Here is a 14,347-nt window from a genome sequence, read left to right on the forward strand (position 1 = left end):
ATCATAACTACCGGATTGTTATTGTGTTGTTTCTCTGCATTATAGTTTTACAAGGCTGTGTGTCGACACCAAAGAATGGTGGTCAGGAATTGGACCCAGTCGATCCGCACGAAAAAATTAATCGCGTTTCATATGATTTTACTGACAAAGTAGACCGGATGGTGTTTGAACCCGTCGTCAATTCCTACATTACTTATGTACCTGATGCGGCACAACGGTCGATTGGAAATTTCTACGATAACTTGTCTTATCCTAATGTTGTTTTAAATTCTTTCTTACAAGGCAAAGTAAAGCAAGGAACTGAAGATACGCTGCGTTTTGTTGTGAACTCAACGGTCGGTTTGTTTGGCCTTTTTGATATGGCAACCCATATGGGATTACAAAAGCATGATGAAGATTTCGGTCAAACATTAGGCGTATGGGGAGTGAATCCTGGATCTTATCTATTTATCCCGTTTTTAGGTCCCAGTAGTGAACGTGACGTAACCAATATTCCAATAGGGCTTTTTACTAATGTGCTATTTTACGCAGGACTTGCGGTGGGTACATCATTTGCTGCTCCTTTAACTATTCTGGGTGCTATCGATAAGCGTGCACGTTTATCCGGTCCAATGAGAATTCGTGATGAAGCCGCATTGGATCCTTATTTGTTTGTCCGTGAAGCATCGTTACAGCAACGTGAATTTTTAATTCATGATGGGAAGCTGCCATTAGACCTTTATTACGATCCTTTTCAGGATAATCCGTTTGAGAAAGACTCTGAAAAAACAAAAACAAAAACAAAAACAGAAAAGAAATTATGATCAAACATAGTTTAATAGTCAGATGACTTAAACTAAATTGTCAGATATTTACAGGAAGAGGTCTTATGTGAAAAATCCATTTCAGTCAGACAAGATTGGTATTATGCATTAAATCTATTGGGAAATTTGTAACAGACAGGGCACTTAGGAATATGGACGGGTTTCAAAGAATATCGGATGTATCACAGCAATACGATGATTTTGTTCTTAATGACGAAACACCTTTATCGAATACAGCATCAAACCTGAGTCAGGAAGCAATCAATACCGCTGAGCTGGAGAATAAATTTACCCAAGCTCGCGAGGCTATGTTGTCCTTGCAGAAATCGGATGGACACTGGTGTTTTCCGTTGGAAGCGGATTGCACAATTCCGGCAGAATATATTTTGATGATGCACTTCATGGATGAAGTGGATGTTTTATTAGAGACAAAAATAGCGCGTTTTATTCGTGATAAACAGGATCTTAGTCATGGTGGCTGGCCGCTGTATTATGGCGGTGCCTTTGATATCAGTTGCACCATTAAAGCGTATTATGCCCTGAAACTGGTGGGTGACTCTCCCGATGCGGCGCATATGGTGCGCGCACGGGAAGCCATTCTGGAGCGCGGCGGCGCAGCCAAAGCGAATGTCTTTACCCGTTTGTTGCTGGCAATGTATGACCAGATTCCTTGGCGTGGCGTACCCGTTGTGCCTGCAGAACTTGTTTTGCTGCCGCGCTGGTTTCCTTTTCATCTTAGCAAAGTTTCTTACTGGTCACGTACCGTGATGGTGCCCTTGTCCATTCTGTGTACGATGAAGGCGTCCGCTGTTAATCCGCGGCAAGTGAACATTCGTGAATTGTTTATCATTGCACCAGAAGAAGAAAAGAATTATTTCCCAAAGGCGGAAACGCTGCTGAAACGCTTTTTTATGTTGACTGAGCGCGTATTGTCGCGAATAGAACCCAGACTTCCCCGATCAGTACGTCAATACGCCATACGCCGTGCAGAAAGCTGGACCCTTGAACGTTTGAACGGAGAATGTGGCATCGGTGCTATTTTTCCAGCCATGGTCAACGCACATGAATCATTGGCATTACTGGGCTATGCGTATGATCATCCCAATCGCGTGCAGTGCCGCAATGCATTGCGAGGATTGCTGGTCGATGAAGGCGAGCGCGTTTGGTGCCAGCCTTGTACCTCACCGGTCTGGGATACTGTGTTGACAAGTCTGGCGTTACAGGAAGATCCAATGACGGATCAGAAACCGGTGCTGCAGGCGCTGGATTGGCTGGTGGAACAACAGATTCTGGATGAGCCGGGCGACTGGCGCGATAACTGTCCGGATTTGCCGGGTGGCGGTTGGGCTTTTCAATATGCGAATCCGCATTATCCTGACCTTGATGATACCGCTGCGGTTGCCTGGGCAATGGACCAGGGCGATGCAGAGCGTTATCAAAAGCCTCTGGAACGCGCAGCCAACTGGCTGTGTGGCATGCAGTCGCGTAATGGCGGATTTGCAGCCTTTAACATCGACAATACTTATCATTATCTGAATGAGATTCCATTTGCTGATCATGGTGCGTTGATTGATCCGCCGACCAGTGATGTGACCGCGCGCTGTGTTGGTTTCCTTGGAAAATATGGTAGATCGCATCACCAGCATGCTGTGCTGCGCGGTATCAGCTATTTGTTGCGGGAACAGGAGTCCAACGGTGCTTGGTTCGGGCGCTGGGGTACTAATTATATTTATGGTACATGGTCTGTTCTGGAAGCATTCCGTTTGGTTCAGTTTGATATGCAACATAAGTCGGTGCGCCGTGCCGTGCAGTGGTTAGAATCCATGCAAAGAGCGGATGGCGGTTGGGGTGAAACCAACGACTCTTATCTGGATACCCAGCTTGCTGGTAAGTTTCCCGAGACCAGTACCGCGTTTCAAACCGCTTGGGCTGTGCTGGGTTTGATGGCGGCCGGTGAGGTAAACAGCGAATCGGTACGCAGAGGCATTAATTACTTATTGCGCAATCAATCGAGTGATCATTTGTGGGAAGAACCCTGGTTCACCGCGCCCGGCTTTCCGCGCGTTTTCTATCTACGCTATCACGGATACTCAAAATTCTTCCCATTATGGGCGCTGGCACGTTACCGTGCGTTGACCAGAACAGTAGCTGCGTGCCTATAACCGGACTGGTAACAGCCTTACGCACTGAGGCCAACTGCGTATCACCGGCGCGAATCCCGTTCAACGCAATAATGCCGGTTGATGACCTGGCGGTTTTGTGGCTCAGCGGTATGGGTGCTCAGGCTGCTCGGACAGCGGCTGAAGGATTGCATCAGCATGGGGTCACTGCATTGGTGAGCTTCGGTGTTGCCGGTGCATTGAATCCCGATTTGAAGCCAGGTGATTTGGTATTGCCGGATGCGATACATGCGGGTATCCAGCTGCCGGTAAACATTACCTGGCGAGACCGGTTGCAGAATTTGCTGCCGGCAGATATTACCGTATGGAATGGTATCTTAGCGAACAGTGATACGCCATTGACAGGTACCAAAGCCAAACAGGATCTGGCGCAAGTAACAGGCGCCTGTGCGGTGGATATGGAAAGCGCTGCAATTGCAGCAGTAGCGGCGGCGGCAGGCATTCCGTTTATCGCTGTGCGCGCCATCATCGATCCGCTTCAATTCTCACCCCCGGAAGCACTTCTCGGAGCTGTGTATCCGGATGGCGGCATAAATTCCATGCGTCTGATGGCATTGATACTAAAACGCTCAGTCCATTTAACTACACTCTTGCAAATGGGAGCGGGGATGCGCGCCGCACGCAAAACATTATCATGCGTTATTCAATCAGCCGGTGCCGGACTCAATAGTCAATTAACCGATCAATCGGCGTAAGGGTGCGCTATTGCGGTTGCAATTGCAGCGCGGCCAGCCGTGCATACAACACGCTTGATTGCAGCAATTCAGTGTGTGTCCCCAATGCATCCAAACGTCCATGGTCGAGCACGGCGATACGATCGGCGGATTGTACAGTTGCCAGACGATGGGCAATGACCACCGTGGTGCGGTTGCGCATCAGTCGTTGCAGTGCCTGTTGTACCCAAAACTCACTTTGCGCATCCAGCGCGCTGGTGGCTTCATCTAATAAAAGTATCGGCGCGTCAGCCAGTATGGCGCGTGCAATGGCCAACCGTTGCTTTTGCCCGCCCGACAGCCCCAATCCGGAATCCCCCAACTGTGTTTGATAGCCTTGCGGCAATTTGCTGATAAAATCGTGCGCATAGGCTGCCTCGGCCGCAGCTTCCACTTCTGCATCACTGGCATCGGGGCGGGCATAGCGCAGATTGTCGCTGATGGTGCCATAAAATAAAGCCGGGTTTTGCGCGACTAAGGCAAAGCACTGGCGTAACGCAAAAATATCCAGGTGCCGGATATCAATACCCTCCAGCTTGATACAACCGGACTGATGGTCAAAGAAGCGCAACAACAAATCAAACAACGTGGATTTTCCTGCACCCGAAGGACCCACCAGTGCCAGAGTCTCCCCCGCCCGGATAGTAAGCGTCAAATGATCGATAGCGAGCACATCGGGACGGGAAGGGTAGACAAAGCACAATTGATCAATGGCGATATTTCCAGATACTTTCGGTAATGGACTGGGTTTTTCAGGCGATTGAATCAGATTCGGCGCTTGTAATAATTCTATCGTCCGCTCGGCCGCCCCGGCGGCATGCTGTAACTCACCAATCACTTCCGAAATAGAAGCAACGGCCGAACCGACAATGACGCTATAAAAAACAAAAGCAGCCAATTCTCCGGCACTGATGCGGCCTTCGATCACATCAATCCCTCCCACCCATAGCATCAGTCCGATGGCACCCATTACCAGTAAAATAACCAGGGTAATGAGTAATGCGCGTTGCAGAGTGCGCTGTTTAGCTACGGCAAAGGCTTCTTCTACTTGCTCGTGAAATTTGCGCTGGTCAATGGATTGATGATTATAGGCTTGAACCGTTTTGATCTGCCCAAGCACTTCACCGACATACGCGCCGACCGCAGCAACTTTATCCTGGCTTTGGCGCGACAAATGCCGCACGCGGCGGCCGTAGATCAAAATCGGAATGACCACCAGCGGTACACAGATCGTCACCAGTGCAGTGAGTTTCGCATTGGTAATGAATAACCAGATAATACCGCCAATCAACATAATCAAATTACGCAACGCGAACGATACGGACGATCCGATCACGGTTTGCAGTAACGTCATATCAGCTGTCAGGCGGGATTGAATTTCGAGACTGCGGTTTTCCTCAAAAAATCCCGGATGCAGATGAATCAGATGATTGAATACTTTGCTGCGAATATCCGCAATCACTCGCTCGCCAAGCCAGGTAACCCAGTAGTAACGGGTAAATGTACCTGCAGCCAGGGCTATCACCAGCAGTAAAAAGATCACCACATACTGACTCAGCAGATCTTTTGACTGTGTCGCAAATCCTTGATCAATGAGCAAACGGATGCCTTGTCCGATCGATAAGGTAATCGTCGCGGTAAATAACAGAGCCAGCAAGCTGTAGACGACCTGGCGCTGGTAAGGAGCGATAAACTGTGCCGCTTTTTTGATGGATTGCCAGCGGGTTTGCGCGGTGTGTGGAAGTTTTGCCATGAATCACTAGTTCTTAGTAGCCGGTTTTATTACGAACCCGCCTATGTGGAGTATCCATGCGACGATCAATCCAACGCCTGCACTGATGTGTATTGGGTTCACAATCAATTCCTGCAACAAGGCGCTTCAGTCGTGCCCCACCAGACATTAGCCGCCACAGAGGGTGCTGTGAGCCATGTTAAGTAGATTGCTATCAGCATGACCAATGCCGAGCGCGCGCTGATATTATGCGGCAGCACGAGGAAAAGAACTGTCATCAGCACGAACAACATACCGTTTAATAGGACATTGAAAAACTATCTGCATTGCCGCTGCGGTCGCAAAATGCTCATTTAGTAAGCACAAACTGCGCTTTTTCGCCTGTTTTTGCCTTGCAACGGCTGCCTCGAATAGGTTTTTCGACGGCCTGTTAGTACGAATTGAATGAGGGCGCGGATGTGGCGCGGCGACTCCCCAGATCACTCCGAACAGAGCCAACACCAGACCGTGAACAAGAATTTGTCTCCCTCTGCATTTTATAACCATGCTGTTTCTCTCAATAGAATCAATAGAGTTGGATGCGATTGATTTTTAACCTAATTTGCAATGTGATATTTCTCACTGACAGCGCGACTAGAACAAACTATCTTGTGGAAACAATTCTGATTTATCTAAATTGTAACAGAGCCATTTTATCGAATGGTGCATTAATACTAAGTTCTAGGGAGATTTATCATGAAAATAAAGTTTATTCTAACGACAGTTTTAAGTATTGTCCTGGTGTCGGCGATGATGGACATCCGGGCATCGCATCCAGATGACGTTGGTACACCGGATCTTGTGCTAAAAGCAGATTTGATTTTAGAGGGCAAGGTGGTCGACGTGGAATATCGTTCATCCGATGTTGAATCGAGTGATCAGGTTGCGATGCCGCATACATTTGTCACTTACGAAATCGAGACAAACTACAAAGGCCGCTCGAGCGAAGGCCGATTTATTACGTTGCGTTTTCGCGGCGGTCCAGATGACCAAGGAAATACGCTCATTATTTCGGGCGTTCCGCTATTCAATATTGGTGACTATGATATCGTTTTCGTGAGCGGCAATGGACAGGAGCTTTCCCCGGTCGTGGGTGGTAACCACGGCCGTTTTCGTGTAGACAACAACGAAATTTTTTCCGATTCCTGGCAAGAAGTGTGGCTGCTAAGCAACGGCCGAATCGATCATGGCAAGTTAAATCCGGATAAATCTGTTGTGACGCACCGTATCGGCGCCAACGAATTTAGCTTCGAAACCAAAGATAAGTCAAGCTGGAAACCACAGCCCGGTGCACAAAGAGCAATGGCAGCACAATTCAGAAAATATCTCGCAGAAAGCGTTCGTCAGCAATTCACGCCACAAGTACTTAGCAGCCTTGTGGCGGCCAAGAGTGTCAATATTAATGAGCGATTTACAGTCGGGGCCGCGCAACCGGTTGCAGGACCTGCTGTGCTACAAGTCAATGCGCCACAAACTACTAACAGTGATGAATCGGTGCCATCGAGCGGCAGTGAGCCACTCCAAACAAAATGAGCGGTGCAAGCCATCAGAATAAGATAGCCGATTCATGTTCGAACTAGATAAATAGGAGATTGAAAATGGACTTACGCAAATTAAATAAACTTTTGGTAGTAATGGTGTTTTCTGCCATGGCGCAGCAAACCTTCGCATACACAACCATTAAGTGTAATGGAAATACTGCCAAATGGGCTGGCAATAATTATACTGTTAGAGCCTCATCGGTCGGGTTCCCGGTGGGGTCGTGGCGCGATGCCTTATCGTCTGTCATCACGCACTGGAACGGAAATCCCAGTAATTTGAGTTATGGTGTTGTGTGGGATGAACCGGGTGTGGCGGCCAATAACAATGAAAATGAAACCTGGTGGGAAGCGAATAATGGATCCAATATCGGGACTTACCCAGCAGTCACCTATACGTGGTTCAACAGCAGCTGCAATATTAAGGAAGCTGATGTTATTTTCAATAACAGCGTGGCTTATCACTACACAACCAGTAAAACGAGCCTTTGGCCTTATGGAGGGGCATCTCGCCCGTTTCAAACGACTGCAATGCACGAATTCGGTCATGCGGGCGGGCTGGCGCATACTGCAAATACTTATAACATCATGGGGCAAGACTGGACGCATATCCACGCGAACGGGTCTACCGCTATGGCATATAGCGGTGAGGATGCCAATTCAGGGCTGGTGGCGGTGTATGGGCTATGGGCTGGCGGACCCGAAGATCTTGGTGTCGTACACTGGAGATATACCGGTAACAGTGGAGAGTACAGTACTCATGGACGGACCCGTTTATTCAATACCTCTAATGTCGAACTAACTAAAGTTGCTGGAACCGCCGAGCCCGTTTATCGAGTCAACAAGGGACAGACGGTTAAGCTCGAAATGACTTACGAGAATATGGGACGAACCAGCCCGTTGACTGTTCCGGTCGGTTATTACGTATCGACCAATGACTTGATTACCACGAGTGATACATTTCTTGGCGAAGGAAGCGTAACGTTATACCGTGGATTTCCTGATACCACCTCAAATACCTATTTGGTGATACCCGCTAATCTCGTTAGCGGGCAAACATATTGGCTTGGCGCGATTATCGACTATAAAGGCAGTATTGCAGAGCGAAGTGATGCAAACAACGCAACCTACCTCGGGATTTTTATCAACTAAGTACCAAAAAATCAGTATCGATTGATAAGTATGAAGCTTCTTTTTTCATTGCTGCTATGATGGGAAAAGAAGCTTTCTACTTTTCAACCTTGCTTGCCAGATTGATATAGCGAATGCTGTTGTGTCAATTGACCGAATTCGGCCCCCTCAATTCTATCGAGCTGAGAAAAAGCTTGTGCCAAAGTGTAACGTGTAGAAGATTTCATGGGCTATACTGTCAAGGCAAGTTTCTGGATTGAATGGGGTGTACAGGAGTCTTTTGATTGATAGCTATATTTTCTAAACTATCAGATTAATTCAGCTTGGCTAGAGATTGTCTAGTTTCATTAAACTTCTTTCTTCAGCAGTAGTTAATAATCTCAGGCAGGGCAGATAACCATCATAAACGATTCCGTGCACTTCTATCCGTTTTTGCGAACGTAACATACTGATCAAGTATTGTGTGATTCCTTGTGTAATCATTTGCCCAGGAACTAGCACCGGGACCCCCGGCGGGTATGGGGTGATCTGATCGGCGCTTACTCGTCCATTCAGATTTGAGTTGACCTTATCCTGTTCATCCAGAAGCGGCATGAGTTCGCCGTCGCAGTAGAATGCATCGCGCGGTAGGTACTTTAGTTCAGTGAAGCGAGGAATTTCAGCTGTTTGATAGAGTCTTTGCGGTGCGCGATTTTCACGGGCGATTCGCATCATCGCATCATATAAGCGTGATACTTTGCTGCGGGTGGTGCCGATGGTAAGGAGTAAAGTGAGCGTGTTGAAAGTGGATTTTTCTACCTGGATATTAAAGCGCTCGAACAGTTCGTGAATTAATTCTTCAATGGTGAATCCGCAACGGGAGATATCTACCGTTACTTTGGTGGGGTCGAGTTGAACATTATCCTGTTTTATTTCATCTGGCAGTAGTTCGGAAAGTTCCAGCACCTGGAATGCTCCAGTGGAATTAATTTGCGCGCGTAATTCTTTTGCCAGCTCTAATGTGCGTGAAAGAAGTTTATATCCCTCCAGAACGATTTGCTTTCTTGCCACGTCAAGACTTGCAATCATGCTGTACTGTGGACTGGTCGATGTATGCATGTTGAAGATCTCGCGAAACAGATGTTCGTTGAAATCAGGGTCGTTGACATGAATCATGCTGGATTGTGAGAAAGCGGACAATACTTTGTGGGTGCTTTGGGTGGCATAATCTGCCCCGGCTTCCAGTGCAGTGGGCCGGAAAGCAGGATGAAAGCGGGCAAAGCCATACCACGCTTCATCTATGATTACTTTCATGCCTTTGGCATGCGCCGCTTGAATAATCGGTGGTAAATCATAGCGCAAACCATCATAAGTGCGATTGGTCAGTATCAGTGCTTGCGCATCACTATGTTCTTCGATTGCTTTGAATAGCGTTTGCTTGGGTACCGGTCCGTAAATATTAAATTTTTTGTTGACTGAGGAATCCAGATCAAAGAATCGAGCATCGGCACAGATACTGATAGATCAGCACGGAATATGTGCTCCCCGATGAATTCATAGAAATCGCTTACCCATGGGCTGTCACGCAGTGAATCGCCGGAAGAATGTCCTGGAGTATGCCATGCGTCCTTAGCCATCAGTACATAGTTTTTAAGCTGATCATAAAAAGGCGTGCGCGCTTTTTCCTGAAGCTGCGCGTTGAGGATTCGGTACATGCCGCGGTAATCACGTTCTTCCCGATAAAAGTAACCATCAACGGTTTCGGAAAAAAGTACATCGACAACTTCATCTTCCTGTTCTTGCGCGATCAGGATGTAAATATTCAATTCCGGCCGAAAAAGGTTAACTTTCTGCACCAACTCCAGCGCAGTAATTTGCAAATCGCGCGCATGCTTCCCATGATTTTTTAGGGTGTAGAGCCGGTCATCAACGACTAACCCTTGAATATCACCGTCTTGTTCAAGTGATTGGAGTGCCTCGTGTGCAGTGGTAACACCAGAAAAGATGATGCCAAACGGATTCTCCATAGATTTGGCAGCGGCATTTAATCCTTTGATGAATTCTTTTAGTACCAACTTCTCATCGTTGATAATTAGAATCCGGCTGATCGGTTTCTTCATGAAATACTGCCTATTGAATTAAATACGCCGCCCTTTGTTTCGAATCCCGGGTTACTGTTAAGAAACTGTTTGTGTTGCCGTTGCGGCGATAGAATAGGGTTAAAAATTCGCATTTATCCCGCGCAAACTGCACTTTCTCTCCCATTTTTGCTATGCACTGGCCGTTTCAAATGCGATTTTCATTGGCTTGCTAATTAATTTTCTTATTCATAGCTTGATAAAGTAAATTGATATGACTTTGCATTGGTCAATTGCATTAGCACATTACTAACAACTGTGGAAGCGTTGATCATTATAGATGGAATGTGTAATTGGCCGTTTCCGCTCGAGAAAGTTGCGATACTGGCCGGGATTGCTGGTAATGATGTAACGCTGGCCAGTTCAAGTTCAAATACGTAGGCTGGACTATCTTCAATCAATCGTAAATTAACCGTCAATGCTTCACCTGTTCCAATATCGACAGCGAAGCTGAGAATACCCTCGCTGAAAACACCTGTTGTATCGGTTACTGCAACTTGACTAATTTGAACAAAGTTATCGGTGGAAACTGTTGAACTAATAGCACCTATCGTTGGTGTGGCAGTCAGGTTACCACCCAAGTTTGCTATAGGCAGTTTTTCAATGGCATCAATGACGTTCATTCCATCAAAAATAACCCGCCCGAATACCGTAAAGCCACCGTTCTGATTGTCCAGATTCGAGGAATTATCTGCGAGATTGACAAACCATTGGCTGGTTGCACTGTTTGGATTGCCGGAAAGTTTCGCCATGGCAACGGTTCCGCGTGTATTGGAAATCTTGAATTCATTGGTAATCGGAGGAAATGTATTAACCGGCACGAGTGTTTTTTCATCGGCACCATCGACGATCTTGAAACCGCCGCCTTGAATGACAAAGCCAGGAGCGCTGCGGTGGAAGATCCCGTTCGTATAGGCATCGCTATCGACGTAGTTGAGAAAGTTGGCTGTGGTAAGCGGTGTTTGTGTTTCAAACAGTTCGATACAAAATTGACCCATATTGGTATTAAAACAAGCGACTGGATTAGCTTGTGTAATGGGTGATAAAAAAAACAAGCAGGCAAATAGTGCGGTTTTATAAGATGTTTGAATAGGGCGCATAATGATTGAAAGTGTATGAGGAATAAAATTGGATTGTACTGACAGAAATCAGCGTGAAGCAATTGTTTTATTATTGATAAGCTTCAGCTTTGTAGCAAAGAGATGCTACGGTATCGGAATTAATGGGTTTTTAACGCGATGCACAAAGAAAAAATAAATCAGTGCACTCGTGATGGCTGCAAAGAAGCACCAAACTGAAGCAAAGGTTTCCAGAAAAGTAAAATAAGCAACGAAGAATCCTATTGTTATCGTGATGCCCGCAATATACAAGTGCCGATAACTGGAAAAAATAAATGGTGCGCAGGTGGCTAATAGATACAAAACAATGACAAATTGATAACCAGCGACATCATGTTTGTAATTGATACTGTGATTGATAATCTCTGCGATGATAGGCTGTTTAAGGAGACCGATCGCGGTATATATCGCAAGCCCAATACCTGCTATGCCAATTAATGCAATAGTTTTCCTGCGTTTACTGTTTGTTTCTGAGCAATAGACTGCGTAGGGTGCAAATAGTGGCCAGATAATGCCGATAAAAACACCGTAAATATTACTTAACCAGAATTGAATTTGCACTGCATCGTTATCGATTAGAAAAATCCACAATAATCCTTCTATGATCTGTTGGATAGCAAAGATAAGTGGAATAAGCGCTATTGGAAGATCTCTTTTGTGAATGCTTTTCCGGATTGTTGCGACACTGACAATCAAAAGTGTGCCACCCACTATAAAGCTTGCTTCTGCTGAAAAACACATCTTGATTATCTGTTCCTAGTCAACTAATTTTTTATATTTTAAGCATAGCGCTTTTTTAACACCTTAATCGAACTAGCCGGACAAAGTCCAGTAATTAATTGCTATCTATCCGGCAACCTAAATCTGTTTAATGTCTAACCGAAATATTCGATGATGCCTTGAAATGCGCGACTACTACCTTTTATTGTTGTGTCAATAGATACAGCTGAAGTTTCACCGTTTTGAACTAAACTTTACATTTTCTCTTAAGCAACCATATGCAATAATGCATCGATAAAAGAATTTTGAATAGGTTTATCTGGTTTAGGGCAAAAGCTAACAAAATCCTTATTGAGCGCAGCCTGAGTAATCAGTTTTCTGACATCGGAAAAGGCAAAGTGACTTCGATTGTTAACAGCGTAACAACGCTGCGGTGTTTTATCAAGGTGATCGGCGTATATCCAGGTTACGGTGGCGGCCATCATGCAGAAGTTGAGATGATTGGTAACGGCATGGTAGTTTCGGGTTTGGCTTTTTGAGCTACCGATTTCCTGCTTGATCTCTTTGAAACTGGCTTCTATTTTCCAGCGTGCGCCGTAGTATTCGATGATCTGCTCGACGGTGAGATCGAGATCGGTGGTAAAGAGTGCGACCCATTGTGATCTTCGGTAGATCCAAACAACGCGCACGGCACATTTGAGTGTTTTCAACATCATGATGTTGTCAAAGGCCAGAACATCGCGTTGTTTGCCGTGGAGGTTAACCGAATAAGTGGTAGCGCGTTCAAGGGATTTATTGGCCAGTGTTGTGGCATTGCCCATCTTATGGCCATACTTTTTGGATCGGCCGAGCTGATGTTTTTGGTGTTCGGGTGGTAGCGCAAACGAAGTGGTGTTGACGCGCAATCTGGAAAGCATATGATAGTGCTGTCCAACGGTTTTGCGCATCGGTTTAAGCAAGCCGTCGTTTCCAAACCAGCTATCGGTAACGATCAGCAATGGGATACCAAGAAAAGCGGCAGAAATTTCCAGCAGCATTTCAATGGCCTGCTCAAATTTGGTTTGAAACGGTGGTATCTTGCCATCAACCCTAACCTTCTTGGCCGCAATCGTTTTTTCCATGTGATAGAAACGAAAAGCCAGCGTTAAGCAAGCCCAGCGGCCTTTGACAATTTTTAATAAACCGATGGACACAATATTTTGTGACCAGGGGTATTGCGATTGGTTGGTCTTGGCAGCATGGTCAAAGAAAGACGCGCAGCCGAAAATCTTTTTGCCAGTCTTGGGATTGATGGTGTCATCCAAGGCCAGTAATAGCCGTCCTTTTGTCGTCGGGTTGGGTATCAGAGACCACAGCGTCATCCAAAGGCGTGACCAAGGCAATTTTGATGAGGCCATGAAGATGTAAAATCGGCGCTGACTAAGCGACAGCCCGAACAATATCCGCAAGCATCGCAATAGGCTGGCGCTGCGTGAAGAAGTGAAATGAGTGATAACAGCCAGGAGCGTATAAACAAACCAGACACCTCGTTCATCGCCTTTGCCGCGGTGGTTAAATTCCTGCTGGAGGGGGAAGAGGATATTGCGTAGAATGAACATGCGGCGATGCCTTTTTTATTATTGGTTTCAGTTGCTTAGCAGATGAAATTATAACAAAACCCGTGCGTCGCTGCAATCATATCTTGCTGTATTTAAAGGATATATTTCGATTTTTACCCTACGATGAACAGGGTCGATATCAGCGCTATCTTGCCACTCAAGAAAAAATCCCGATAATCCAAAATCCCAGACAATTGAATCATCGGTTCATAAAAAAAGCGTGAAACTTTAGTAGATACAGTTTTGGTGGTTTTGATGATGGCGTTGTTTGTTAGAATTCTGCTAAAATGCGAAATTCTATAAAAGTGTCAAGCAAGGAAAAGTTGTCATGGCTTATGTAGTAACCGAAAATTGTATTAAATGTAAATATACAGATTGTGTGGATGTATGCCCGGTGGATTGTTTCCGCGAAGGGCCCAATTGTTTGGTCATTGATCCCGATGAGTGTATTGATTGCACATTATGTGTTGCAGAATGTCCGGTAGAAGCAATTTATGCAGAGGATGATGTGCCTGATCAGCAGCTTAATTTCATCAAACTGAATGCTGAGTTGTCTAAAAAATGGCGGCCAATCATTGAGAAAAAAGATGCCCCTCCCGATGCGGACGAGTGGGCAGGCGTTGCGGATAAACTCAAATATTTGCAGCGCTAATAAGAA

The 14,347-nt window shown here is 46.0% G+C and carries 14 protein-coding genes; 6 read left to right on the top strand and 8 right to left on the bottom strand.

Going from position 1 to position 14,347, the window contains the following annotated elements; all coding sequences use genetic code 11:
- Window positions 1-59 precede the first annotated feature (59 nt).
- From NIT79A3_RS05295 to NIT79A3_RS05305, 3 genes are all read left to right on the top strand, one after another.
- Window positions 60-803, top strand: coding sequence for a VacJ family lipoprotein (locus NIT79A3_RS05295; protein ID WP_348225731.1), 744 nt, complete (start codon window positions 60-62; stop codon window positions 801-803).
- 152 nt (window positions 804-955) lie between these two features.
- Window positions 956-2,965 carry a squalene--hopene cyclase gene (gene shc, locus NIT79A3_RS05300; protein WP_013965217.1) on the top strand — a complete coding sequence of 670 codons (2,010 nt, stop codon included), beginning with the start codon at window positions 956-958 and terminating at the stop codon, window positions 2,963-2,965.
- Window positions 2,956-3,678 (top strand): phosphorylase, encoded by a 723-nt coding sequence (locus tag NIT79A3_RS05305; protein ID WP_156797019.1) that lies wholly within the window; start codon window positions 2,956-2,958, stop codon window positions 3,676-3,678. Before shc ends, NIT79A3_RS05305 begins: the two co-directional genes overlap by 10 nt.
- 7 nt (window positions 3,679-3,685) lie before the next feature.
- Here NIT79A3_RS05305 and NIT79A3_RS05310 read toward each other — a convergent pair whose 3' ends face one another.
- Together NIT79A3_RS05310 and NIT79A3_RS18580 are read right to left on the bottom strand one after the other, a co-directional pair.
- Complete coding sequence (locus tag NIT79A3_RS05310; protein WP_013965219.1) at window positions 3,686-5,449, bottom strand: ABC transporter transmembrane domain-containing protein; 1,764 nt, start codon at window positions 5,447-5,449, stop codon at window positions 3,686-3,688.
- Window positions 5,450-5,553: 104 nt separating this feature from the next.
- The gene (locus NIT79A3_RS18580) at window positions 5,554-5,706 is read right to left on the bottom strand and encodes a hypothetical protein (RefSeq protein ID WP_156797020.1); all 153 of its coding nucleotides are present in this window, start codon (window positions 5,704-5,706) and stop codon (window positions 5,554-5,556) included.
- Window positions 5,707-6,163: 457 nt separating this feature from the next.
- Between NIT79A3_RS18580 and NIT79A3_RS05320 the strand changes: the two genes are divergently transcribed.
- Together NIT79A3_RS05320 and NIT79A3_RS05325 are read left to right on the top strand one after the other, a co-directional pair.
- Window positions 6,164-7,000, top strand: a complete 837-nt coding sequence (locus tag NIT79A3_RS05320; protein WP_013965221.1) for a hypothetical protein — start codon at window positions 6,164-6,166, stop codon at window positions 6,998-7,000.
- Between the two features lie 65 nt (window positions 7,001-7,065).
- Entirely contained in the window at window positions 7,066-8,157 is a 1,092-nt protein-coding gene (locus NIT79A3_RS05325) for a chitinase (RefSeq protein ID WP_013965222.1), read from the top strand.
- 83 nt (window positions 8,158-8,240) lie between these two features.
- On the opposite strand, the gene NIT79A3_RS19340 is transcribed toward NIT79A3_RS05325, so the two are convergent.
- The 6 genes from NIT79A3_RS19340 to NIT79A3_RS05345 form a co-directional block, all read right to left on the bottom strand.
- Window positions 8,241-8,363: a hypothetical protein gene (locus NIT79A3_RS19340; protein ID WP_348225732.1), complete on the bottom strand. Its 123-nt coding sequence runs from the start codon at window positions 8,361-8,363 to the stop codon at window positions 8,241-8,243.
- Between the two features lie 100 nt (window positions 8,364-8,463).
- On the bottom strand, window positions 8,464-9,603 hold the full coding sequence (locus NIT79A3_RS19025) for a hypothetical protein (protein WP_348225759.1): 1,140 nt from the start codon (window positions 9,601-9,603) through the stop codon (window positions 8,464-8,466).
- Window positions 9,504-10,235: a hypothetical protein gene (locus tag NIT79A3_RS19030; RefSeq protein WP_198009393.1), complete on the bottom strand. Its 732-nt coding sequence runs from the start codon at window positions 10,233-10,235 to the stop codon at window positions 9,504-9,506. Before NIT79A3_RS19030 ends, NIT79A3_RS19025 begins: the two co-directional genes overlap by 100 nt.
- Window positions 10,236-10,438: 203 nt before the next feature.
- Entirely contained in the window at window positions 10,439-11,353 is a 915-nt protein-coding gene (locus NIT79A3_RS05335) for a peptidylprolyl isomerase (RefSeq protein ID WP_013965223.1), read from the bottom strand.
- Window positions 11,354-11,458: 105 nt separating this feature from the next.
- Window positions 11,459-12,112, bottom strand: a complete 654-nt coding sequence (locus NIT79A3_RS05340) for a DUF6629 family protein (RefSeq protein WP_013965224.1) — start codon at window positions 12,110-12,112, stop codon at window positions 11,459-11,461.
- Between the two features lie 245 nt (window positions 12,113-12,357).
- A complete protein-coding gene (locus tag NIT79A3_RS05345; protein ID WP_013965225.1) occupies window positions 12,358-13,689 on the bottom strand; it encodes a transposase in 1,332 nt (443 codons plus the stop codon).
- A 328-nt stretch (window positions 13,690-14,017) separates the two neighbouring features.
- Between NIT79A3_RS05345 and fdxA the strand changes: the two genes are divergently transcribed.
- On the top strand, window positions 14,018-14,341 hold the full coding sequence (gene fdxA / locus NIT79A3_RS05350) for a ferredoxin FdxA (protein WP_013965226.1): 324 nt from the start codon (window positions 14,018-14,020) through the stop codon (window positions 14,339-14,341).
- The last annotated feature ends 6 nt before the right edge of the window (window positions 14,342-14,347 follow it).

The organism is Nitrosomonas sp. Is79A3 (genome assembly GCF_000219585.1).
In the GTDB taxonomy this organism is placed as follows: Bacteria; Pseudomonadota; Gammaproteobacteria; order Burkholderiales; family Nitrosomonadaceae; genus Nitrosomonas.

Excerpts from the sequence above, each read along its gene's own strand:
- shc (WP_013965217.1), top strand. The coding sequence starts at position 956 with ATGGACGGGTTTCAAAGAATATCGGATGTATCACAGCAATACGATGAT.
- NIT79A3_RS05310 (WP_013965219.1), bottom strand. The coding sequence starts at position 5,449 with ATGGCAAAACTTCCACACACCGCGCAAACCCGCTGGCAATCCATCAAA.
- NIT79A3_RS18580 (WP_156797020.1), bottom strand. The coding sequence starts at position 5,706 with ATGACAGTTCTTTTCCTCGTGCTGCCGCATAATATCAGCGCGCGCTCG.
- NIT79A3_RS05320 (WP_013965221.1), top strand. The coding sequence starts at position 6,164 with ATGAAAATAAAGTTTATTCTAACGACAGTTTTAAGTATTGTCCTGGTG.
- NIT79A3_RS05325 (WP_013965222.1), top strand. The coding sequence starts at position 7,066 with ATGGACTTACGCAAATTAAATAAACTTTTGGTAGTAATGGTGTTTTCT.
- NIT79A3_RS19340 (WP_348225732.1), bottom strand. The coding sequence starts at position 8,363 with ATGAAATCTTCTACACGTTACACTTTGGCACAAGCTTTTTCTCAGCTC.
- NIT79A3_RS19030 (WP_198009393.1), bottom strand. The coding sequence starts at position 10,235 with ATGAAGAAACCGATCAGCCGGATTCTAATTATCAACGATGAGAAGTTG.
- NIT79A3_RS05335 (WP_013965223.1), bottom strand. The coding sequence starts at position 11,353 with ATGCGCCCTATTCAAACATCTTATAAAACCGCACTATTTGCCTGCTTG.
- NIT79A3_RS05340 (WP_013965224.1), bottom strand. The coding sequence starts at position 12,112 with ATGTGTTTTTCAGCAGAAGCAAGCTTTATAGTGGGTGGCACACTTTTG.
- NIT79A3_RS05345 (WP_013965225.1), bottom strand. The coding sequence starts at position 13,689 with ATGTTCATTCTACGCAATATCCTCTTCCCCCTCCAGCAGGAATTTAAC.
- fdxA (WP_013965226.1), top strand. The coding sequence starts at position 14,018 with ATGGCTTATGTAGTAACCGAAAATTGTATTAAATGTAAATATACAGAT.